The 20,791-nt window shown below is 72.3% G+C and carries 17 protein-coding genes; 7 read left to right on the forward strand and 10 right to left on the reverse strand.

The window, feature by feature from the left end:
- Positions 1–69: 69 nt before the first annotated feature.
- From pstS to mshD, 5 genes are all read right to left on the reverse strand, one after another.
- Positions 70–1,212 (reverse strand): phosphate ABC transporter substrate-binding protein PstS, encoded by a 1,143-nt coding sequence (gene pstS, locus ACFWA7_RS16365; protein WP_385538417.1) that lies wholly within the window; start codon positions 1,210–1,212, stop codon positions 70–72.
- A 270-nt stretch (positions 1,213–1,482) separates the two neighbouring features.
- Positions 1,483–1,905: an NUDIX hydrolase gene (locus tag ACFWA7_RS16370; protein WP_385538420.1), complete on the reverse strand. Its 423-nt coding sequence runs from the start codon at positions 1,903–1,905 to the stop codon at positions 1,483–1,485.
- Positions 1,902–2,936 carry a CHAD domain-containing protein gene (locus ACFWA7_RS16375; protein WP_385823520.1) on the reverse strand — a complete coding sequence of 345 codons (1,035 nt, stop codon included), beginning with the start codon at positions 2,934–2,936 and terminating at the stop codon, positions 1,902–1,904. Before ACFWA7_RS16375 ends, ACFWA7_RS16370 begins: the two co-directional genes overlap by 4 nt.
- Positions 2,923–5,172 carry an RNA degradosome polyphosphate kinase gene (locus ACFWA7_RS16380; protein ID WP_385538426.1) on the reverse strand — a complete coding sequence of 750 codons (2,250 nt, stop codon included), beginning with the start codon at positions 5,170–5,172 and terminating at the stop codon, positions 2,923–2,925. Before ACFWA7_RS16380 ends, ACFWA7_RS16375 begins: the two co-directional genes overlap by 14 nt.
- A gap of 357 nt (positions 5,173–5,529) precedes the next feature.
- Positions 5,530–6,468, reverse strand: a complete 939-nt coding sequence (gene mshD, locus ACFWA7_RS16385; protein WP_385538428.1) for a mycothiol synthase — start codon at positions 6,466–6,468, stop codon at positions 5,530–5,532.
- Between the two features lie 196 nt (positions 6,469–6,664).
- Here mshD and ACFWA7_RS16390 point away from each other — a divergent pair, with 196 nt between their 5' ends.
- Complete coding sequence (locus ACFWA7_RS16390) at positions 6,665–8,506, forward strand: bifunctional metallophosphatase/5'-nucleotidase (protein ID WP_385823522.1); 1,842 nt, start codon at positions 6,665–6,667, stop codon at positions 8,504–8,506.
- A 190-nt stretch (positions 8,507–8,696) separates the two neighbouring features.
- Here ACFWA7_RS16390 and ACFWA7_RS16395 read toward each other — a convergent pair whose 3' ends face one another.
- From ACFWA7_RS16395 to ACFWA7_RS16405, 3 genes are all read right to left on the reverse strand, one after another.
- On the reverse strand, positions 8,697–10,133 hold the full coding sequence (locus ACFWA7_RS16395) for a sensor histidine kinase (RefSeq protein ID WP_385538434.1): 1,437 nt from the start codon (positions 10,131–10,133) through the stop codon (positions 8,697–8,699).
- Positions 10,130–10,864: a response regulator transcription factor gene (locus tag ACFWA7_RS16400; RefSeq protein WP_385538437.1), complete on the reverse strand. Its 735-nt coding sequence runs from the start codon at positions 10,862–10,864 to the stop codon at positions 10,130–10,132. The genes ACFWA7_RS16395 and ACFWA7_RS16400 overlap by 4 nt, the downstream gene beginning before the upstream one ends.
- 102 nt (positions 10,865–10,966) lie before the next feature.
- Positions 10,967–12,127: a S1C family serine protease gene (locus tag ACFWA7_RS16405; protein WP_385823524.1), complete on the reverse strand. Its 1,161-nt coding sequence runs from the start codon at positions 12,125–12,127 to the stop codon at positions 10,967–10,969.
- An 854-nt stretch (positions 12,128–12,981) separates the two neighbouring features.
- On the opposite strand from ACFWA7_RS16405, the gene ACFWA7_RS16410 reads away from it, so the two are divergent.
- Both ACFWA7_RS16410 and ACFWA7_RS16415 read left to right on the forward strand, forming a co-directional pair.
- Entirely contained in the window at positions 12,982–13,860 is an 879-nt protein-coding gene (locus ACFWA7_RS16410; protein WP_385538444.1) for an NUDIX hydrolase, read from the forward strand.
- 106 nt (positions 13,861–13,966) lie between these two features.
- Complete coding sequence (locus tag ACFWA7_RS16415) at positions 13,967–14,797, forward strand: MBL fold metallo-hydrolase (protein WP_385538447.1); 831 nt, start codon at positions 13,967–13,969, stop codon at positions 14,795–14,797.
- Between the two features lie 200 nt (positions 14,798–14,997).
- Here ACFWA7_RS16415 and ACFWA7_RS16420 read toward each other — a convergent pair whose 3' ends face one another.
- A complete protein-coding gene (locus ACFWA7_RS16420) occupies positions 14,998–15,672 on the reverse strand; it encodes a Crp/Fnr family transcriptional regulator (RefSeq protein WP_017947815.1) in 675 nt (224 codons plus the stop codon).
- A gap of 479 nt (positions 15,673–16,151) precedes the next feature.
- Between ACFWA7_RS16420 and nth the strand changes: the two genes are divergently transcribed.
- The 4 genes from nth (at position 16,152) to ACFWA7_RS16440 (ending at position 20,520) form a co-directional block, all read left to right on the forward strand.
- Complete coding sequence (nth, locus tag ACFWA7_RS16425) at positions 16,152–17,024, forward strand: endonuclease III (RefSeq protein WP_385823548.1); 873 nt, start codon at positions 16,152–16,154, stop codon at positions 17,022–17,024.
- A gap of 73 nt (positions 17,025–17,097) precedes the next feature.
- Positions 17,098–17,895, forward strand: a complete 798-nt coding sequence (locus tag ACFWA7_RS16430) for an NUDIX hydrolase (protein WP_385823526.1) — start codon at positions 17,098–17,100, stop codon at positions 17,893–17,895.
- Between the two features lie 12 nt (positions 17,896–17,907).
- Complete coding sequence (locus ACFWA7_RS16435; protein ID WP_385538456.1) at positions 17,908–19,131, forward strand: MarP family serine protease; 1,224 nt, start codon at positions 17,908–17,910, stop codon at positions 19,129–19,131.
- A 48-nt stretch (positions 19,132–19,179) separates the two neighbouring features.
- Positions 19,180–20,520, forward strand: a complete 1,341-nt coding sequence (locus tag ACFWA7_RS16440) for a 6-phospho-beta-glucosidase (RefSeq protein WP_385823528.1) — start codon at positions 19,180–19,182, stop codon at positions 20,518–20,520.
- A gap of 33 nt (positions 20,521–20,553) precedes the next feature.
- Here ACFWA7_RS16440 and ACFWA7_RS16445 read toward each other — a convergent pair whose 3' ends face one another.
- The gene (locus ACFWA7_RS16445) at positions 20,554–20,733 is read right to left on the reverse strand and encodes a hypothetical protein (RefSeq protein ID WP_371653906.1); all 180 of its coding nucleotides are present in this window, start codon (positions 20,731–20,733) and stop codon (positions 20,554–20,556) included.
- Between the last annotated feature and the right edge of the window lie 58 nt (positions 20,734–20,791).

Raw genomic sequence — 20,791 nt, forward strand, 5'->3', positions numbered from 1 at the left:
GGATCGGGACCCCCGCCCCGGAGGCCTCCGGACGCTCGCTTCAGCGGTCGTCCGTCGGCCCGACAGGTGTTACTGGAGGCCGGCGACGGTCTCGCGGACCTTGGCGTTGATCTCGGCCGGGATCGGCGCGTAGCCGGCGTCCGACAGGATCTTCTGGCCCTCGTCACCGGCGGTGTAGGTCAGGAAGGACTTGACCGTGCCGAGGGTGTCGGCCTTGTTGCCCTTGTCGCAGGCGATCTCGTACGTGACGAGGACGAGCGGGTAGGCGCCGTCGGCCTTGGTGGTGTAGTCCAGGCTCAGGGCCAGGTCCTTGCCGGTGCCCTTGATCTTGGCGGCGGCGATCGCCTTGGAGGCGTTCTCCGGGGTGGCCTTGACCGGGGCGGCGGCGCCCGTGTTGAGGTCCACGGTCTTGATGGACTGCGCGGTGGCGTACGAGAGCTCGAAGTAGCCGATCGCGCCGTCCGTCTGCTTGACCTGCGCGGCGACGTCGGAGGAGCCGGCCGCGGCCTGGCCGCCCGGGGCCGGCCACTTCTTCTCGGGCGCGTACGGCCAGTCGGCCTTGGCGGTGGCGCCGAGGTACTTGCCGAGGTTCTGGGTGGTGCCGGAGTCCTGCGAGCGGTGGAAGGCCTGGATCGCCTTGTCCGGGAGCTTGGCGGACGGGTTCAGCTTGGCGATCGCCTCGTCGTTCCAGTTCTTGATCTTGCTGTTGAAGATCTTGGCGACGGTCGGGGCGTCCAGGACCAGGCTGTCGACACCCTCCAGGTGGTAGCCGACCGCGATCGGGCCGCCGACCATCGGGAGGTTGATGCCCTGGCCGCCGCCGGTGCAGACCTTCTTGGAGTTGGCGACCTCCTCCGGCTTCAGCGCGGAGTCGGAGCCGGCGAAGCCGACCTGGGACTGGTTGAAGGCGATGATGCCCTCGCCGGACGAGGAGCCCTTGTAGTTGATCTCCACACCCTTGCAGGCCGCCATGTAGTTCTTGACCCAGAGGTCCATGGCGTTCTTCTGGGCGGAGGAGCCGGAGGCCAGCAGCTGGCCCTTGGCGCCGTCGCACTTGATGTTCGACGCGGCGCTCGTCTTGCCGGTGCCGCCGGTGGAGCTCGAACCCTTGTCGTTGTCGTCGCTGCCGCACGCCGTGAGGGCCAGGGCGCTGGACACGGCGATGACGCCGAGAGCGGTGGCGCGGAGCCGGTTCTTGCGCTGAAGCTTCACTTTCGGGTGTTCCTTCCAGAAGCCGCCGGTGTCCGTTCGTTGTACGGCGGCGTGCGAGGAGATGTCCGGTCGTGCGGGTCGCCCCGCACCGTGTAAGGCCGAAATTAGGCAGAACAGGTGAAGCCGCCGACGGAGGAGGGTGAACGGAAGGTGAACCGTGTCGGACAGTGCGGTGCCGACCGTTATCGGTTTGTGTTCAGCGGGCCGCGCGGGTGAACGGCACCCCGCCGGAGGGTGTCCCCGGGGTGTCGCGCAGGGCCCGGCTTCCCGTCAGGTCCGGTGCAGTGCGTCCAGCAGCGCGTCGACCAGCTGCCGGTCGCGGGGCTGGGTGAGCCGGTGGCGGGCGGCCGCCGGGGTCAGCCACAGCACCCGGTCGACCTCGTCGCTGGGTACGAAACGCCCCTCGCCCGCCTCGGCGGCCCAGTAGTCGACCACCTTGGGGCGGCCCTGCGCGTCGTCGTAGTACGCGGTGGGCAGCCGGGCACCTGGCGCACAGGTGTGTCCAGTCTCCTCCAGGACCTCCCGGACCGCCCCCGCGAGCGGTTCCTCGTCCGGCTTGAGCTTGCCCTTCGGGTGCGACCAGTCGTCGTACTTCGGCCGATGGACCAGGCAGATCTCCAGGCCGCGGTCGCCCCAGGTCGAGCGCCGCCACAGGACGCAGCCCGCCGCCTGCACCCGCCCTTCCCGGTTCACTGCGCGGTCACCGTCGGCGCGGTCACCGTCGGCGCGCTCACCTGAGCCGTCACCGCCGCCATCGGCTGCCAGATCTGCTGGAAGGCGAACCGGGCCGCCTCCACCTCGTGGCGCTGATCGGCGTGGAGCACCCCGAGGGCGTACGCCGTCGCCGGGGCGATCCTCGGGGTGCGGGCAGCGGCCGCGGCGGCGGCGGCCGCCTCCGAGGCGTCCCGGTGCCGGTCGAGCGCCCGCCCGGCCCGCAGCAGCCGGTCGTCGTCCTCGTGCGGCAGGCCGGTGCGCAGCACCTCCTGGGCGTACCGGTGCAGCCGCAGCAGCAGCCGCACCTGGTGCCAGGGGGCGTCCTGCGCCTCGCCGGGCTGGGCCAGGGCCTCCGCGTTGTACGGATGGGCCGCGCGGGCCAGCGGCAGCGCCGCCACCGCCTCCGCGAGCCGCTGCTCGGCGAGCTGGGCGGCCGACGGCAGCACCTCCACCGCGTACGCGGCCGCCGAGCTCGACAGCGGCACCTCGCTGGCGAGCAGCGCCACCGCGTCGGCCACCGCGTGGAACCGGGAGGAGCCAAGCGCCTGCAGGGCCGCCGAGTGCGCCCGGGTGCGGGCCAGCGTCAGCTGGCGGTCGAGGAGCGCCCCCGCCCGTGCCGCGCCCACCGCCAGCGCCCCGGCCGCCGACTCACCGCGCGGCGCGGGCACCGGCTGACTGCCGGAGAGCCGCTGGAGGCCGTCGAGCAGCCGGGCGAGCCGGGCCGCGCAGGAGTGCTCCCCGGCCAGCGTGGCCGAGAGCCAGGCCAGTTCCGTACGCAGCGGTTCGGCCCAGGACGGGTCGAGCAGCGGGCGGAAGGTGTGCAGCGTGCCGCTGATGCGGCGGGCGGCGCGCCGCAGCGCCCGCGCGGCCTCCTCGGTGCCGTCGTTGTCGGGCCCCGCCTCGCGGTGGAGGCGGAGGCTGCGCAGGAATTCCCCCGCCTGCGCGTGGAGATACGGGGACAGGACGTCCCCCGCGGTCTCCGGTCCCGGGGATTTCTCATGGCGTAGCACGCCGGCGCCTCCGGGCGTCTATCAGCATCTCCTGTACGTGGCGCAGCGGCTGTCCGTCGGCGTCGGCGGCGTGCCGGGTCCACTCCCCGTCCGGGCCCAGGTGCCAGGAGGAGGTGGTGTCCGACATGCCGGTCTCCAGGAGCCGGGTGATAGCCGCGCGGTGGGCCGGGTCGATGACCCGGACCAGCGCCTCGATGCGGCGGTCGAGGTTGCGGTGCATCATGTCGGCGCTGCCCAGCCAGACCTCGGGCTCGCCGCCGTTGCCGAACGAGAAGACCCGGGAGTGCTCCAGGAAGCGCCCGAGTATCGACCGCACCCGGATGTTCTCGGACAGCCCGGTGACCCCGGGGCGCGCCGCGCAGATGCCGCGCACCCAGATGTCGACCGGCACCCCGGCCTGCGAGGCCCGGTAGCAGGCGTCGATCACGGCCTCGTCGACCATCGAGTTGACCTTGATGCGTACGTAGGCGGGGCGCCCGGCGCGGTGGTGGGCCGTCTCCTTGTTGATGCGCGAGACCAGGCCGTCCCGCAGGGACTTGGGCGCGACGAGGAGACGGCGGTAGGTCTCGCGGCGCGAGTAGCCGGACAGCCGGTTGAAGAGGTCCGAGAGGTCGGCGCCGACCTGCGGGTCGGCGGTGAGCAGCCCCAGGTCCTCGTACAGCCGGGCGGTCTTGGGGTGGTAGTTGCCGGTGCCGACGTGCGAGTAGCGGCGCAGGGTCTCGCCCTCCTGGCGCACCACGAGCGACAGCTTGCAGTGCGTCTTCAGGCCGACCAGGCCGTACACCACGTGGCAGCCCGACTCCTCCAGCTTGCGGGCCCACTTGATGTTGGCCTGCTCGTCGAAGCGCGCCTTGATCTCGACCAGGACGAGGACCTGCTTGCCGGACTCGGCGGCGTCTATGAGCGCGTCCACGATCGGCGAGTCGCCCGACGTCCGGTACAGCGTCTGCTTGATGGCGAGCACGTCCGGGTCGCCGGCCGCCTGCTCCAGGAACGCCTGGACCGAGGTGGAGAACGAGTCGTACGGATGGTGCAGCAGCACGTCCCGTTCGCGCAGCGCGGCGAAGATGTCCGGCGCCGACGCCGACTCGACCTCCGCGAGGTCGCGATGGGTTCCGGCCACGAACTTGGGGAACTTCAGCTCCGGCCGGTCCAGGGCCGCGATGCCGAAGAGGCCGGTGAGGTCGAGCGGGCCGGGCAGCGGATACACCTCGGCATCGCTGATCTTCAGCTCGCGCACCAGCAGGTCCAGGACGTACGGGTCGATCGACTCCTCGACCTCCAGGCGGACCGGCGGCCCGAAGCGGCGCCGCATCAGCTCCTTCTCCAGCGCCTGAAGGAGGTTCTCGGCGTCGTCCTCCTCCACCTCCAGGTCCTCGTTCCTGGTCACCCGGAACATGTGGTGGGCCAGCACCTCCATGCCCGGGAAGAGCTCTTCGAGGTGCGCCGCGATGACGTCCTCCAGCGGCACGTACCGCTGCGGGGAGGCCTCCAGGAACCGCGAGAGCAGCGGCGGCACCTTGACCCGGGCGAAGTGGCGGTGGCCGCTGACCGGATTGCGCACGACCACGGCGAGGTTGAGCGAGAGCCCCGAGATGTACGGGAAGGGGTGCGCGGGGTCCACGGCCAGCGGGGTCAGCACCGGGAAGATCTGCTGGCGGAAGAGCGTGAAGAGCCGCGCCTGCTCCTTCTCGGTCAGATCGGGCCAGCGGATCAGATGGATCGACTCGTCGGCCAGCGCCGGGGCCACGTCCTGCTGGTAGCAGGCGGCGTGCCGGGCCATGAGCTCGCGCGAGCGGGTCCAGATCAGGTCCAGGACCTCGCGGGGCTGGAGCCCGGAGGCGGAGCGGGTGGCGACGCCGGTGGCGATACGGCGCTTCAGGCCGGCCACCCGGACCATGAAGAACTCGTCCAGGTTGGAGGCGAAGATCGCCAGGAAGTTAGCCCGTTCGAGGAGGGGCGTGGCCGGGTCCTCGGCGAGCTCCAGGACGCGCTCGTTGAACGCGAGCCAGCTGCGCTCGCGGTCCAGGAAGCGCCCGGAGGGCAGCTCGTCCTCCCCGGGCGCGTCCTCGCGGTCGCGCTCGTACCCTTCGTAGCCGTCCAGATCCGCGTCGATGTCCGGTTCCAGGTCCGAGACGGCGGCCGCGAGGGTGTGCGGCCGGTGCGCGGCTATGGAACCGACCGACGGCTGGGAGGCGGGCTGGAGGTGGACCTCGGCGCTGGGCTGCTGGCTCATAAACCCATTCTTCCGCGCCGGACCGCTGTCAGGCGCGTCGGAGAGCCAGTCGGAGCGGGCAGGCGTGAGCGCCTTGGGGCGGGCGGCGGTCCCGTTCCGGGAGGGTGGCACCTCGGGCTGCATTGAGTGAGCGTCGCAAGCGTGTCTGAATGCCCGGTAACGAGGACATGACGTGCGGGAATCGGCAGCCCGTCACGGGCGCCCCTTCAGGGGCGCGGGTCGGTGACACCGTGCGGCTCCGCCGCGACGGAGGGTCCCCCTGTTCGAGCGAAGCCGAGAACGTGGGGGAGCGACCAGCCAAGCACGGTCCGCACCCGAAAGACAGCGCCTCCGACGCTCACCCCTCCCAGGACGGCGTCAGGACTCCGTGCGGTACATGAGATCCACTTCGTGGACGGCGAACCCCAGCCGCTCGTACACGGTCACCGCCGCCGTGTTGTCCGCGTCGACGTACAGCATCGCGGTCGGCACCCCCTCGGACGCGAGGTGGCGCAGCCCCGTCGCGGTGAGCGCCTTGCCGAGGCCGCCGCCCTGCGCGTCCGGGCGGATCCCCACCACGTACACCTCCCCGATCCTCTCCGCGGCGTGCACCTTCGTCCAGTGGAAGCCCACGATCCGGCCGTCGCGCTCGGCGAGGAAGAAGCCCTTCGGGTCGAACCAGGGCTCCGCCTTGCGGTCGTCGAGGTCGCGCTGGGTGAGTCCGCCCTGCTCGGGGTGGTGGGCGAAGGCCGCCGCGTTCACGGCCAGCCACTGGGCGTCGTCCTCGCCGGGCACGAAGGTCCGTACGCTCACGCCCGGCGGGTACACCGGCTCGGCGATGTCCGGCGGGCTCAACGGCCGCCGCATCTGCCGCAGTTCGCGGAACAGGGTGAGGCCCAGCACCTGGGCGAGGTGGCGGGCGGCGGAGTGCCCGCCGTGCGCCCACACCCGCAGCCGCTTGCCGGAGGCGCCGAGCAGCGCCGAACCGAGCGCCCGGCCGTGGCCGCGGCCGCGGTGGGCGGGGTGGATGACGAGCTCAGCGGCCGGTGCCTCGACGGGGTCGGTGTCCTCCAGCTGGGCGTACCCGATCAGTTGGGACCCCTCGGACGTGATGACCGTGAGCAGGAAATGGCGGATTCCGGGCCGTCGGCCGCCCCGCAGCTGGAGCCGCCCCTGCTCGGACACGGCCTGCTGCCCGTCGGCCCCTGCGGCCTCGGCGAGCAGCGCGAGGACCTCCTGGGCCTGGGGGTGGGTCAGCTCGTCGAGGGTCTGGATCTCACGTCCGGAGGGGCCGGGTGCGGCGGGGTCAGTCGTCATGTGTACGAGCGTACGGCGGCCGGGGGCAAAACCTGACGTACCGCCAAACGGCAACCATCCCGTAACCCCACCCCCCTGTCGCGCTACGCGCGTTGACTCTAGGCTTCCGACCGCGGCGGACCGACCCTCGGGTTTCGGCCACGCCCACCACGCTTCACGACACGCTTCACGACCAGCTGAATCATTTAGGGGAGAGATGACAGCGACACCCCAGAAGCACCACGGCGGCCGCGCGGGCCGCCGGGTCCTGGCGGCCGCCGCCGGGCTCACCACGCTCGGCGCGCTCATCGCCGCGATGCCCGCGGCCGACGCCCACGACAAGGGCCACGGGCACCCGAAGCCCTCGCGGACGGTGGACGTCCAGCTCCTCTCCTTCAACGACCTGCACGGCAATCTGGAGCCGCCGGCCGGCTCGGCCGGGGCCGTGAACGAGAAGCAGGCCGACGGGACCGTGAAGTCCATACCGGCCGGCGGTGTCGAGTACCTGGCGTCCTCGCTGCGCACCGCGCGCAAGGGCCACCCGTACTCGATCACCGCCGCCGGCGGCGACATGGTCGGCGCCAGCCCGCTCCTGTCCGGCCTCTTCCACGACGAGCCGACCATCGAGGCGCTCAACAAGATCGACCTCGATGTGACGGCCGTGGGCAACCACGAGTTCGACGAGGGCGCGGTCGAGCTGGCCCGGATGCAGAACGGCGGCTGTCACCCGGTCGAGGGCTGCTACGAGAAGGGCAAGAAGTTCCGGGGCGCCGACTTCCCGTATCTGGCCGCCAATGTGACCAGCGAGAAGACCGGCAAGCCGATCCTCAAGCCGTACACGGTCTGGAAGAAGAACGGCGTCAAGATCGGCTTCATCGGTGTGACCCTGGAGGGCACCCCGGACGTCGTGACCGCCTCCGGCGTCAAGGGCCTGAAGTTCCACGACGAGATCGAGACGATCAACAAGTACGCCAAGGAGCTCGACCGGCAGGGCGTGAAGTCCATCGTCGCCCTGATCCACGAGGGCGGGATGCCGGCGACCAACGCGTACAACTACGACTGCGACTCGGCCGGCCCCGGCAGCGGTCTGTCCGGCCCGATCGTCGACATCGCCAAGGGCATCACGCCCAAGGTGGACGCGCTGGTCACCGGCCACACCCACCAGGCCTACGCCTGCACCGTCCCCGACCCGGCGGGCAACCCGCGCATGGTCACCTCGGCGGCCTCCTACGGCAAGCTCTTCACCGAGACCACGCTCACCTACGACAAGCGGACCAAGGACATCGTCCGGACCGCCGTGAAGTCGCCGAAGTCGGTGAACCGCATCGTCAGCCGTGACCAGGCCAAGGCGAAGGACATCACCGACCTGATCGCCCGCTGGAACAAGCTGGCCGCGCCGATCGCGAGCCGCCCGCAGGGCTACATCTCCGCCGACATCAACGGCCGCGGCTCCGAGGCGCCCGAGAAGCCGCTCGGCGACCTGATCGCGGACGCGCAGCTCGCCGGGCTCTCCCCGGCCGACAAGGGCGGCGCCCAGCTCGCCTTCATGAACCCGGGCGGCATCCGCTCCGACCTCGTCCACAAGGCGAGCGGCAGCGAGGGCGACGGGGTGGTCACCTACGGCGAGGCGTTCACCGTCCAGCCGTTCACCAACATGATGAACGTCGTCGACCTGACCGGCGCCCAAATCATCCAGGGTCTCCAGCAGCAGGTCAGCGGCGGCAACACGGCCACGCCGAAGATCCTCCAGGTCTCCAAGGGCTTCACCTACGCCCTCGACATGACCAGGACCGGCGCGGACCGCGTCCTCGTCGACACGGTCAAGCTGAACGGTGTCGCCCTCGACCCGGCGAAGACCTACCGCGTCGCCATGAACGAGTTCCTCGCGGGCGGCGGCGACGGCTTCGGGGCCCTCGGCCAGGGCAAGAACAAGCTGGTCGGCGCGTCCGACCTGGACGTCTTCGACGCCTACCTGGCCGCGAACTCGTCGGCGTCCGCGCCGCTCGCGCCGCCGGCCGGGGGCCGGATCACGGTCATCGGCAAGGTGGCGGGCGACTAGTCGCCTCTTGTACGTGGGTGGGGCGCCGGAGTGTTTCCGGCGCCCCACTTCCCGTTGAGGGGCGCGGGGCTGTGACATGAGCGGCTCCGCCGCGATGGGGGTCCCCCTGTTCGAGCGAAGCCGCAAACTTGGGGGAGCGACCAGCCGCATACAGCCCGCAGCCGAAGGACGGACGCGTTCAGCGGCGCGCTCACGCGTCCGGGGCGTCCGGCGGCGGGGTGGGGGCGCCCGGCAGGCGAATCGTGGCAACCGTGCCGGCGCCGTCCGCCGCCGCGCCGAGCGCGATCGTGCCGCCCGCGTGCTGGACCGTACGGGCCACGATGGACAGGCCGAGCCCCGACCCCGGCAGCGATCGGGCCGAGGGCGAGCGCCAGAACCGCTCGAAGACGTGCGGCAGTTCATCGGCGGGGATGCCGGGGCCCTGGTCGCGTACGGTCAGGGCGCCCCGGTCGAGCATGACCTCGATGGTGCCGTGCGGCGGGCTGAACTTCACCGCGTTGTCCAGCACATTGACGATCGCCCGCTCCAGGGCCGCGGGCTCCGCCCGTACGTACCAGGGGGCCAGCCGCGCCCTGATCTCCAGCTCCGGCCCGCGCAGCCGGGCGCGGTCGAGCGCGACCCTGGCGATGTCGTGGAAGGCGACGACCTCCAGCGGACCCTCGCGGACCGCGTCGGGCCGGGAGAGCTCCTGCAAGTCCCCGATCAGCGCGGCGAGTTCGGTCATCTGAGCTTTGACGGACGCCATCAGCGCCTTGCGGTCGGCGGGCGGGATGGCCCGCCCGGTCTCCTCGCTCCTCGCCAGCAGCTCGATGTTCGTACGGAGCGAGGTGAGCGGGGTGCGCAGCTCGTGCCCCGCGTCCGCGATCAGCTGCGACTGGCGGTCGCGGGAGGAGGCGAGAGCGGCCGTCATCGCGTTGAAGGACCGCGAGAGCCGGGCGATCTCGTCCTCGCCCTCGACCGGGATGCGGACGGTGAGGTCCTCGGTGCGGGCCACGTGCTCGACCGTGCCGGTCAGCTGGTCCACGGGGCGGAGCCCCGTACGCGCGACCCAGAGCCCGGCGGCGCCCGCGCCGATGACTCCTATGCCGGAGACGACCAGCAGGACGATCGCCAGTTTGTTGAGCGGGGTCGTCACGTCGGACATCGGCACCGCGATCGAGACGGCGACCCGGCCCTGCGGGCCGAGGCCGCTGATGTGCGCCGCCTGGGTGTAGACGCGGCGTTCCACCCCGGCGCTGTCGGTCGTCGTGTGCAGGGCGTTGGCGCGCGGCCCGTTCGCGACCGCCACGTCCGCGTGCTCCACCTGGAGCTGCGCGGACCTGGGGTTGGCGCACACCGAGGCGTCCGGGAAGACCACTTGGGTCAGCGGGGTGTTGCCCGGCAGCCGGATCGGCTCGGGGTTGGGGCTGCGGCAGGTCCGGATCAGGACGGAGGCGTACTCCGCGCTGGCCGAGCTCGCCGCCTGGTTGCGCAGCCGGTTGTCGAGCTGGCTCGTGAGCACCCCCTGGGTGATGAACCAGCACGAGGCGGCCACTGCGGCCACGGCCACCGTCACCGCCGTGGCGACGAGCAGTGCGAGGCGGGATCTGAGCGGCAGCTCGCGGAACCACCGGAGCGCTCTTCTCACTCCGCGCCGCCCGAACGCAGGGCGTACCCCACTCCCCGCACCGTGTGCACCACGCGCGCCTCGCCGCCCGCCTCGGTCTTGCGGCGCAGATACATGACGTACACGTCGAGGGAGTTGGACGACGGCTCGAAGTCGAAGCCCCAGACCGCCTTGAGGATCTGCTCGCGGGTCAGCACCTGCCGGGGGTGGGCCAGGAACATCTCCAGGAGCGTGAACTCCGTACGGGTCAGCTCCACCACCCGTTCGCCCCGTGTCACCTCACGGGTCGCCAGGTCCATCCGCAGATCACCGAAGGTGAGGATGTTGTCGTCGTGCTGCTCGCCGCCCGCGGGACCGGCGTACGAGCTGCGGCGCAGCAGCGCGCGGATCCGGGCGAACAGCTCGTCCAGCTCGAACGGCTTGACCAGGTAGTCGTCCGCGCCCGCGTCGAGCCCGGTGACGCGGTCGCCCACCGTGTCGCGCGCGGTGAGCATCAGGACGGGGGTGGTGGACCCGGCGCCGCGCAGCCGCCGGGCGGCGGTGAGCCCGTCCATCCGGGGCATCTGGATGTCGAGGACGATCAGATCGGGCCGGTACGCCTCCGCCTTGGCCAGCGCGTCCAGACCGTCGACGGCGACCTCCGTCCCGTACCCCTCGAAGGCGAGGCTGCGCTGGAGCGCCTCCCGCACGGCGGGCTCGTCGTCGACGATCAGGATGCGCTGGGTGTCGTCCTCGGCGGGTGCGGGGCTCATCGGTCTCGGGTCTTCCTCGGGGTGTGGTCCGGCGGTGGTCGGGCGTGGTCCGGGTCGGGTGCTGTCCAGCGTCGCATGCCGCGCCTGCACCTGCCGTGAGGATCAGCTGTTGCTGCTGTTGCTGCTGTTGCTGCTGTTGCCGTTGTTGTCGCTGCCGCTGTTGCCGCTGCCGGAGCGGAGGGAGTCGAGGTCGGCCTTGACGGTGTTGATCGGGATGGCGAAGCCGAGCCCGACACTGCCCGCCGAGGACGAGGAGGGCTGGCTGGCTGAACTGGGGCTGTACATCGCGGAGTTGATGCCGACGATGTTGCCGTTCATGTCGATCAGCGCGCCGCCGGAGTTGCCCGGGTTGAGAGAGGCGTCGGTCTGGATGGCCTTGTACGTGGTCTTCGACGAGCCGGTGTCGCCGTTGAACTGCTGACCGCCGAACTCGAACGGCCAGCCGCCGCGGCCGCCACCCTGCTGCCCCTGCCCCTGCCCCTGCCCCTGTCCCTGGCCCTGCTCCTTGGCGACGGTGACGTCACGCTTGAGGGCGGAGACGATGCCGCTGGTGACGGTGCCGGTCAGGCCTTCGGGGGAGCCGATGGCGACGACCTGGTCGCCGACCTTGAGGTTGTCCGAGTTCCCGAGACTGGCGGCCTTGAGCCCGCTCGCGCCCTGCACCTTGATGAGCGCGAGGTCCTTGTCGGGGTCGGTGCCGACGACGCTCGCGGTGTACGTCTTGCCGTCGCTGGTCCGCACCTTGACCTGGTCGGCGCCGGCGATGACGTGGTTGTTCGTGACGATCTCACCGCCGGAGGTGATGATCACCCCGGATCCGGTGGACTGCCCGGAGGTGGAGGTCGCGCTGATCTCCACGATGCTGGGCGAGACGGCCTGGGCCACGCCCGCGACGGTGCCGATGGTGTTCCTGGAGGCGTTCGTCCCCGCGACGCCGGGCGCGCCGGCGCTGGTGTCGCCGCCGGCCCACCGCTCCACGAGCGTGGCGGTCCCGCCTCCCACGGCCGCGGCGGCGAGCGCGACGGCGGCGAGCAGGCCGACGGAGCGGGGGGCGCGGCGGTGGGTGGGGGCGGCGCCGGGGACGGCGGGGTGCCCGGGGTCACCCGGGATGCCCCCGCCCGCGTTGCCGTTCGCCGTCCAGATGGTGGTCCCGGGCCCGGCGTGCACGGGCTGGCTCGGCTCGTACGGGGGCGGCGGGGGGAAGGCCCCGGCCGCCTGCGGATACGGCTGCGGCTGCTTCGGCTGCTGCTCGGGGAAGGTCATGTGCATTACCTTCCCGGCGCTGGATGAGAGCTGTCTGAGGACGGGGTGAGAAGCCCGGCAGAAGGGTGTTTGCCCGAAATAAAGAGCGGCGCTGCGGCGGCGGCGGATTCCCCCACCCCGCCCGTTCCCTTAACCCTCCGGGGGTGGGTGGGGGTGAGGGTGGTTCCCCGGGGGCTGCGCCCCTGGACCCCGGGCGGGGCTGCGCCCCTGCACCTGCTTGCGGGGGGCTCCGCCCGGGGGGCTCCGCCCCCTGTGCCCTGGCGCCCCCTGTGCCCCTGCACCCCGCTACGGGGGCTCCGACCCCACCACGGAGGCTGCTCCGCCGCCGATACCCCCGCTGTGGCGCTGCCACCCCGCTGTGGCGCTGCCCCTGCCGGGGCTCCGCCCCCGACCCCGCCTTTGGGCTCCGCCCCGGTGCCTCCGCTGGGGCTGCACCCCGGCGCCCCTCCCCGCTACGGGGCTCCGCCCCGGACCCCGCCTTTGGGGCTCCGCCCCGGTGCCTCCGCTGGGGCTGCACCCCGGCGCCCCTCCCCGCTACGGGGCTCCGCCCCGGACCCCGCTCCTCAAACGCCGGAGGGGCTGCCTTTGCCCGGTCCCGGCTCCCCGCACGCCGCACGCCGCAGGGCTGAATTTCCCGCCGCCGGTGCCTCACATCGTGGCCGCCCCCATCCTCCTAAGGGGCGCGGGGAACTGCGCGACCAGCCACGCACGGCCCGCAGACAAACGGGGGGCCGGGGCGAAGCCCGGGACGGGGACGACCGGTACCGGCCAGTGCCGGGGAAGGGGGACGGGGCAGCCCCGGCGCGGAGGCGCGCGACCTCGAACATGCGCGCGTCAGGGGATAGCCTCCGGCCATGCCCAATGGTCAGTGGTACCCGCCGGAATGGCCCGACCGCATCCGCGCCCTCGCCCACGGCGAACTCACCCCCGTGCAGCCCCGGCGAGCCGCGACCGTCATGTTGCTGCGGGGCGGGGACGAGCCCGGCGGGCTCGCCGTGCACATGCTGCGCCGCCGCACCTCCATGGCCTTCGCCGGCGGCGCCTACGCCTACCCCGGCGGCGGCGTGGACCCCCGGGACGACGCCCGGCGGATCGGATGGGCCGGGCCCACCCGCGAGACCTGGGCGGCCCGCCTGGGCGTGGGCGCGGACGACGCCCAGGCCATCGTCTGCGCCGCCGTCCGCGAGACGTACGAGGAGGCCGGAGTCCTCCTCGCCGGGCCGGACGCCGACAGCGTCGTGGGCGACACCACCGGCGACGACTGGGAGGCCGACCGCCACGCCCTCGTCACCCGCGACCTCTCCTTCGCCGAGTTCCTCGACCGCCGGGGCCTGGTCCTGCGCTCGGACCTGCTCGGCGCGTGGGCCCGCTGGATCACCCCCGAGTTCGAGCCGAAGCGGTACGACACCTGGTTCTTCGTCGCCGCGCTCCCCGAGGGCCAGCGCACCCGCAACGCCTCCACCGAGGCCGACCGGACGGTGTGGATCCGGCCCGCCGAGGCCACAGCCGGGTACGACGGGGGCGAGCTGCTCATGATGCCCCCGACCGTCTCGACCCTGCGCGCCCTCCTCCCGTACGCCACCCCCGCCGATGCCCTCGCCGCCTCGGCGGCCCGCGACCTCACCCCCGTACTGGCGCGGGCGAGCCTCGGCGACGACGGTGAGATCGTGCTGAGCTGGCCCGGGCACGACGAGTTCACCAAGCGCGTGCGTACCGGCGGCGGGACGCCGTGACCGCGGCAGCGCCCAGCCCGATGCCTATGCCGATGCCTATGCCGATGCCTATGCCTATGCCGACGCTCCCGTCCCCGTCCCCGTCCCTCACGGAAGGTGCCCCCGCGTGACCGAAGCCGCGGCCCTCCCCGGCCAGCCCCGCGGCGGGGTGCTCTCCGGCCCCGCCACGACCCGTACCGTCAACGTCCTCGCGCCCAACGCCTCCGCGATGACCCTCGACGGCACCAACACCTGGATCGTCGCCGAGCCCGACTCCGACCTCGCCGTCGTCATCGACCCCGGACCGCTCGACGACGCCCACCTGCGGAACGTGGTCGCCACCGCCGAGCGGATGGGCAAGCGGGTCGCCCTCACCCTGCTCACCCACGGCCACCCCGACCACGCCGAGGGCGCGGCGCGCTTCGCGGAGCTGACGCGCACGCACGTACGCGCGCTGGACCCGGCGTTGCGCCTCGGGGACGAGGGGCTCGGCGCCGGCGACGTGATCACCACCGGGGGGCTCGAAATGTGGGTCGTGCCGACCCCCGGCCACACCGCCGACTCCCTCTGCTTCCATCTCCCCGCCGACCGGGCCGTGTTGACGGGGGACACGGTCCTCGGACGCGGCACCACCCTCGTGGCGCACCCCGACGGCCGCCTCGGTGACTACCTCGACTCACTGCGGCGGCTGCGCTCGCTCACGGTCGACGACGGCGTCCACACCGTGCTGCCCGGGCACGGTCCGGTCCTCGACGACGCGCAGGGCGCCGTCGAGTTCTACCTCGCCCACCGCGCCCACCGGCTGGCCCAGGTGGAGACGGCGGTGGAGAACGGCTTCACCACGGCGGCGGACGTGGTGGGCCGCGTCTACGCGGACGTCGACCGCTCGTTGTGGCCCGCCGCCGAGCTCTCCGTACGCGCGCAGCTGGAGTATCTGAGCGAGCACGGGTTGATCTGACCGCGAGAGGCGATCGGGCCGACCGGGCCGACCGGGCCGACCGCGTTGCTCGTAACTTGCCTTTTGCCACGGTGCACTTGTCAAGGAGCGGCGGCGTGTCTGCCACGTATCCACAGACTAGGACCGACCACTGACAACGGGGCCCGCCTCCCGAGGGAGACGGGCCCCGTCACGTACGAACGCGCAGGTGAACGGCCGTGTCAGCGCGAGCGCTTGGCGAGCCGCTCGACGTCGAGCAGGATCACCGCACGGGCCTCCAGACGCAGCCAGCCGCGCTGCGCGAAGTCGGCCAGAGCCTTGTTCACCGTCTCGCGGGAGGCGCCGACCAGCTGGGCCAGCTCTTCCTGCGTCAGGTCGTGCACGACGTGGATGCCCTCCTCCGACTGCACGCCGAAGCGGCGCGACAGGTCGAGGAGCGCGCGGGCGACGCGGCCCGGGACGTCGGAGAAGACCAGGTCGGACATCTGGTCGTTGGTCTTGCGCAGTCGGCGGGCGACGGCGCGCAGCAGGGCCGTGGCCACCTCGGGCCGGGCGTTCAGCCAGGGCTGGAGGTCGCCGTGGCCGAGGCCGAGCAGCTTGACCTCGGTGAGCGCGGTCGCGGTGGCGGTGCGCGGGCCCGGGTCGAAGAGGGACAGCTCGCCGATGAGCTCGCCGGGGCCGAGGACCGCCAGCATGTTCTCGCGGCCGTCGGGGGAAGTGCGGTGGAGCTTGACCTTGCCCTCGGTGACCACGTAGAGGCGGTCGCCGGGGTCGCCCTCGTGGAAGAGGGCGTCGCCGCGGGCGAGCGTCACCTCACTCATCGAGGCGCGGAGCTCCGCGGCCTGCTCATCATCGAGCGCCGCGAAGAGCGGGGCGCGCCGCAGAACGTCGTCCACGAGTTCTCTCCTTGTCGACCGGTTCAGGGGACCGTGTTCCCCTTTTTACCGGACGGGGTAAACAGTGCGATCAATCACAAGGATGACGCACCGGCGCGCCGGACTGTGCGGCAGGGGGCCGATTGGGGTGGTGATTCGCTGTGGCCGGGGCGGATGTCAGTGCGTGGCTTTAGGCTGGCCGGGTGTCCAATTCGCCGGTGAGAGCGCAGGCCAGGGGGGCCACAAGAGTGTCGGCAGACAGTGATTCCGCTGTGGGCGAACAGCCTACGAGTAAACCGAAAAAAGCCGCGAAAGAATCAAAATCGGCCAATCGGGCCGCGTCGGTGCCGCAGCCCGCCCCGGGCGCGTCGGCCACCCCGAGCGCGCCCGCGAAGGGGCCGGCCGAGGGAACCGCGGCCAAGGAAGCCCCGGCCAGGAAGTCCGCGCCCAAGAAGTCCGCGCCCAAGAAGGCGGTCAAGAAGGCCGTGGCCAAGAAGACCGTGCCCGCCAAGACCGCCGCCGCGAAGGCCCCGAGGACCGCCGCCACGAAGACCCCGGCGAAGCCCGTGAAGGCCGCTGCGACGAAGGCCCCGAAGACCGCCGCCAAGCCCGAGTCCCACCTCTCCATGGTCCGGCGCGCACGGCGGATCAACCGGGAGCTGGCGGACGTGTATCCGTACGCCCACCCGGAGCTCGACTTCCGCAACCCCTTCGAGCTGCTGGTCGCGACCGTCCTGTCCGCGCAGACCACCGACCTGCGGGTCAACCAGACCACCCCCGCGCTGTTCGCCGCGTATCCGACCCCCGAGGACCTGGCCGCCGCCGACCCGGAGGCAGTCGAGCAGCTGATCCGGCCGACCGGGTTCTTCCGCGCCAAGACCAAGTCGATCATGGGGCTCGCCGCCGCCCTCCGCGACGACTTCGGGGGCAATGTCCCGGGCCGCCTCGACGACCTGGTGAAGCTCCCCGGCGTCGGCCGCAAGACGGCGAACGTGGTGCTCGGCAACGCCTTCGGCGTTCCCGGCATCACCGTCGACACGCACTTCGGCCGTCTGGTCCGCCGCTGGAAGTGGACGGACGAGGAGGACCCGGTCAAGGTCGAGGCCGTCGTCGCCGAGATCTTCCCGAAGAGCGAGTGGACGATGCTCTCGCACCGCGTCGTCTTCCACGGCCGCCGCATCTGCCACGCCCGCAAGCCCGCCTGTGGCGCCTGCCCCATCGCCCCGCTCTGCCCGGCGTACGGGGAGGGCGAGACGGACCCGGAGAAGGCGAAGAAGCTCCTGAAGTACGAGAAGGGCGGCTTCCCGGGCCAGCGGCTCTCCCCGCCCCCGGACTACCCGGGGCTGCCCGCCCCGCCGCTGGGGGCGGGATGACGGATCGCGGATGACCGGACGGAACGAACGCGACCGGCCCGGACGTTGTGACCGGTGGACGACGGGGGTGCCCATGACGCACGCGAGTGACACCAGCAAGGCGAGTGACACCAGCAGGACGTACGAGAGGTATGAGGGCGGCACGGGCGGCGCAGCCCCGCCCGACGGCCACCAGGGCCACGACGGCGGCTCCCAGGGCCTCCACGGCCCCGTCGTGAGCCGTGACGGGCTGCCCGAATGGCTCGACCCCGTCGCGCGCGCGGCCGACCGGATCGAGCCGCTCCAGCTCAGCCGGTTCCTGCCGCCCGAAAGCGGCGCCGGGCGCCAGTCCGCCGTGCTGATCCTCTTCGGTGAAGGCCCGGCCGGGCCCGAGCTGCTGCTCATGGAGCGCGCCAGCCAGCTGCGTTCGCACGGCGGCCAGCCCTCCTTCCCGGGCGGCGCCCTCGACCCCGAGGACGGCGACCCGCAGACCACCGGCCCGCTGCGCGCCGCCCTGCGCGAGGCCGAGGAGGAGACCGGCCTGGACCCCGAAGGGGTACAGATCTTCGGCGTGCTGCCCCGGCTCTACATCCCGGTGAGCGGTTTCGTGGTCACCCCCGTCCTGGGCTGGTGGCGCGAGCCGACCGCGGTGCGGGCGGTGGACGCGGCCGAGACCGCCCGGGTCTTCACGGTCCCCGTGGCGGATCTCACGGACCCGGCCAACCGGGCCACCGCGGTCCACCCGCGGGGCCACGCAGGCCCGGCCTTTCTGGTCGAATCCGCCCTCGTCTGGGGCTTCACGGCCGGTGTGATCGACCGGTTGCTGCACTTCGCGGGCTGGGAGCGCCCCTGGGATCGCACCAGGCGGGTCCCGCTCGACTGGCACGCGTGACAGGGTGGGCCCGTGAACGTGCTGGACATCCTGTTGCTGGTCGCCGCCGTGTGGTTCGCGATCGTCGGCTACCGCCAGGGCTTCGTCGTCGGCATCCTGTCGGTGATCGGCTTCCTCGGCGGTGGCCTCATCGCCGTGTATCTGCTGCCGGTCATCTGGGACCAACTGACCGACAAGCGGGACGTGTCGACCACCGCCGCGATCATCGCGGTCGTCGTCGTGATCGTCTGCGCCTCCGTGGGCCAGGCCTTCACCACGCACCTGGGCAACAAACTGCGTCAGCACATCACCTGGTCGCCCGCGCGCGCCCTGGACGCCACGGGCGGCGCGCTGGTCAACGTCCTCGCGATGCTCCTGGTCGCCTGGCTGATCGGCACCGCGCTCTCCCCACTGGCCGACCCCCAGGACTCGTCGGGCCGGGGGAACGCGCTGGGACGGGCGGTCAACGACTCCCAGATCCTGCGCGGCGTCGACAAGGCGATGCCCAAGCAGGCGTACACCTGGTTCTCGGACTTCTCCTCCATGCTGGCGCAGAACGGGCTGCCGCAGGTCTTCGCCCCGTTCACCAACGAGTCGATCACCAAGGTCCCGCCCCCCGACCAGGCGCTGGCGACCAGCCCCGTCGCGGCGCAGGCCAAGCGCTCGATCGTCAAGGTCACCGGCACCGCGCCGAGCTGCGGCAAGCGTCTTGAGGGCACCGGGTTCGTCTTCGCCGAGCGCCGTGTGATGACCAACGCCCACGTAGTGGGCGGTGTGGAGGACCCGAAGATCCAGATCGGCGGCCAGGGGCGGACGTACGACGCGACGGTGGTGCTCTACGACTGGCGCCGCGACATCGCGGTCCTGGACGTGCCCGACCTGAAGGCCCCGGTGCTGCACTTCTCCTCCCAGACGGCGCACAGCGGCAGCGGCGCGATCGTCGCGGGCTTCCCCGAGGACCAGCCGTACGACGTGCGCGCCGCGCGCGTCCGCGGCCGGATCACCCCGCCGGGCCCGGACATCTACCACCGCTCCACGGTCACCCGCGAGGTCTACTCGCTGTTCACCACGGTCCGCCCGGGCAACTCCGGCGGCCCCCTCCTCACCCCCGACGGCAAGGTCTACGGAGTGGTCTTCGCCAAGTCCCTCGACGACCCGAACACCGGATACGCGCTGACGGCCGGCGAGATCCGCGAGGACATCCAGCTGGGCCGCGCCGCCAACCAGCAGGTCGACAGCCAGCAGTGCGCCCTCTGACCGCCACGTTGCCGCCCCGCTGAACACCGACTCCCCGAAGAGGCCGGAATGCGACTGACGATCCTCGGCGGCGGCGGCTTCCGCGTGCCGCTCGTGTACGGCGCCCTGCTGCGCGACCACGCACCCGGCCGGGTCACCGAGGTCACGCTGTACGACGTGGACGCGGCCAGGCTCGCCGCCATCGCCAAGGTCCTCGCCGACCAGGCCCGCGACCTCGCGGACGCGCCCGCCGTACGGGCCACCACCGACCTCGACGAGGCCCTGCGCGGCGCCGACTTCGTCTTCTCCGCGATCCGCGTCGGGGGCCTGGCGGGCCGGGCGGCCGACGAGCGGATCGCGCTCGCCGAGGGCGTTCTGGGCCAGGAGACGGTCGGCGCGGGCGGCGTCGCGTACGGACTGCGGACCGTGCCCGTGGCGGACGCGATCGCCCGCCGGATCAAGGCGGTCGCCCCCGGCGCCTGGGTCATCAACTTCACCAACCCGGCCGGTCTCGTCACTGAGGCCATGGCCCGCCACCTGGGCGAACGCGTGATCGGCATCTGCGATTCGCCGGTCGGCCTGGCCCGCCGCGTGGCCCGTACGGTCGGCGCCGACCCCGACGCCGTACGGCTGGACTACGCGGGCCTGAACCACCTGGGCTGGCTGCACGGCCTCTACGAGGGCGAGGAGAACGTGCTGCCGCGCCTGTTCGCCGACGACGCGCTGCTGACCTCGTTCGAGGAGGGCAAGCTCTTCGGCGCCGACTGGCTGCGCTCGCTGGGCTCGGTGCCCAACGAGTATCTGCACTACTACTACTTCAACCGCGAGGCCGTGGCCGCGTACCGGCAGGCGGAACTCACGCGCGGCGCCTTCCTCCTGGACCAGCAGGCGCGCTTCTACGCGACCGTGGCGGGCGGCGAGCGGGCGTGGGACGCCTGGGACCGCACCCGCGCCGAGCGCGAGGCGACGTACATGTCCGAGAACCGGGAGGTCTCGGGCGCGGGCGAGCGCGCCGCCGACGACCTGGAGTCGGGCGGGTACGAGAACGTCGCCCTCGCGCTGATGCGGGCCATCGCGCGCGACGAACCGGCGACGCTCATCCTCAACGTGCGCAACGGCGCCTCGCTGCACGCCCTCGACGCCGAGGCGGTCGTCGAGATCCCGTGCCACGTCGACGCGTCAGGCCCGCGCCCGCTGCCCGTGACCCAGCTGACGGGCCATGAGGCGGGCCTGGCCAGCGCGGTGAAGGCGGTCGAGCGGTGTGTCCTGGAGGCCGCCGATGCCGGCTCGGTGCGGGAGGCGGTGAAGGCCTTCGCCCTGCACCCGCTGGTCGACTCCGTCCAGGTCGCCCGACGGCTCCTGGACAGCTACCGGAGCGCCCACCCGGGCCTCGCGTATCTGCGCCCGTAATCGCGTACGTACGTCGTCCACGAGCGGCTCGTACTACGTACGCGAATGGCGCAGCCGCGCCGAGACCCAGCGGGCCCGGCGGCGGAGGATATGCGGAATACCGAGTTGGGGATCATGGCCCTGACCTTGCGGGCCGCCCCTCTCGTGCGAAATCGGCGCGGTGGCCGAGCGGCGGTTGCGTGCTGCGTCACCGTAGTCGTGCGTCCAGCCCATACCCCGACGTCTGCCCGGGCCCCAAGGTCGGTAACCGCGTCTCGGGCGGCCAATTGGC

The organism is Streptomyces sp. NPDC059994 (assembly GCF_042737755.1).
In the GTDB taxonomy this organism is placed as follows: domain Bacteria; phylum Actinomycetota; class Actinomycetes; order Streptomycetales; family Streptomycetaceae; genus Streptomyces.

Excerpts from the sequence above, each read along its gene's own strand:
- ACFWA7_RS16380 (WP_385538426.1), bottom strand. The coding sequence starts at position 5,172 with ATGAGCCAGCAGCCCAGCGCCGAGGTCCACCTCCAGCCCGCCTCCCAG.
- mshD (WP_385538428.1), bottom strand. The coding sequence starts at position 6,468 with ATGACGACTGACCCCGCCGCACCCGGCCCCTCCGGACGTGAGATCCAG.
- ACFWA7_RS16390 (WP_385823522.1), top strand. The coding sequence starts at position 6,665 with ATGACAGCGACACCCCAGAAGCACCACGGCGGCCGCGCGGGCCGCCGG.
- ACFWA7_RS16400 (WP_385538437.1), bottom strand. The coding sequence starts at position 10,864 with ATGAGCCCCGCACCCGCCGAGGACGACACCCAGCGCATCCTGATCGTC.
- ACFWA7_RS16405 (WP_385823524.1), bottom strand. The coding sequence starts at position 12,127 with ATGACCTTCCCCGAGCAGCAGCCGAAGCAGCCGCAGCCGTATCCGCAG.
- ACFWA7_RS16410 (WP_385538444.1), top strand. The coding sequence starts at position 12,982 with ATGCCCAATGGTCAGTGGTACCCGCCGGAATGGCCCGACCGCATCCGC.
- ACFWA7_RS16430 (WP_385823526.1), top strand. The coding sequence starts at position 17,098 with ATGACGCACGCGAGTGACACCAGCAAGGCGAGTGACACCAGCAGGACG.
- ACFWA7_RS16440 (WP_385823528.1), top strand. The coding sequence starts at position 19,180 with ATGCGACTGACGATCCTCGGCGGCGGCGGCTTCCGCGTGCCGCTCGTG.
- ACFWA7_RS16445 (WP_371653906.1), bottom strand. The coding sequence starts at position 20,733 with ATGGGCTGGACGCACGACTACGGTGACGCAGCACGCAACCGCCGCTCG.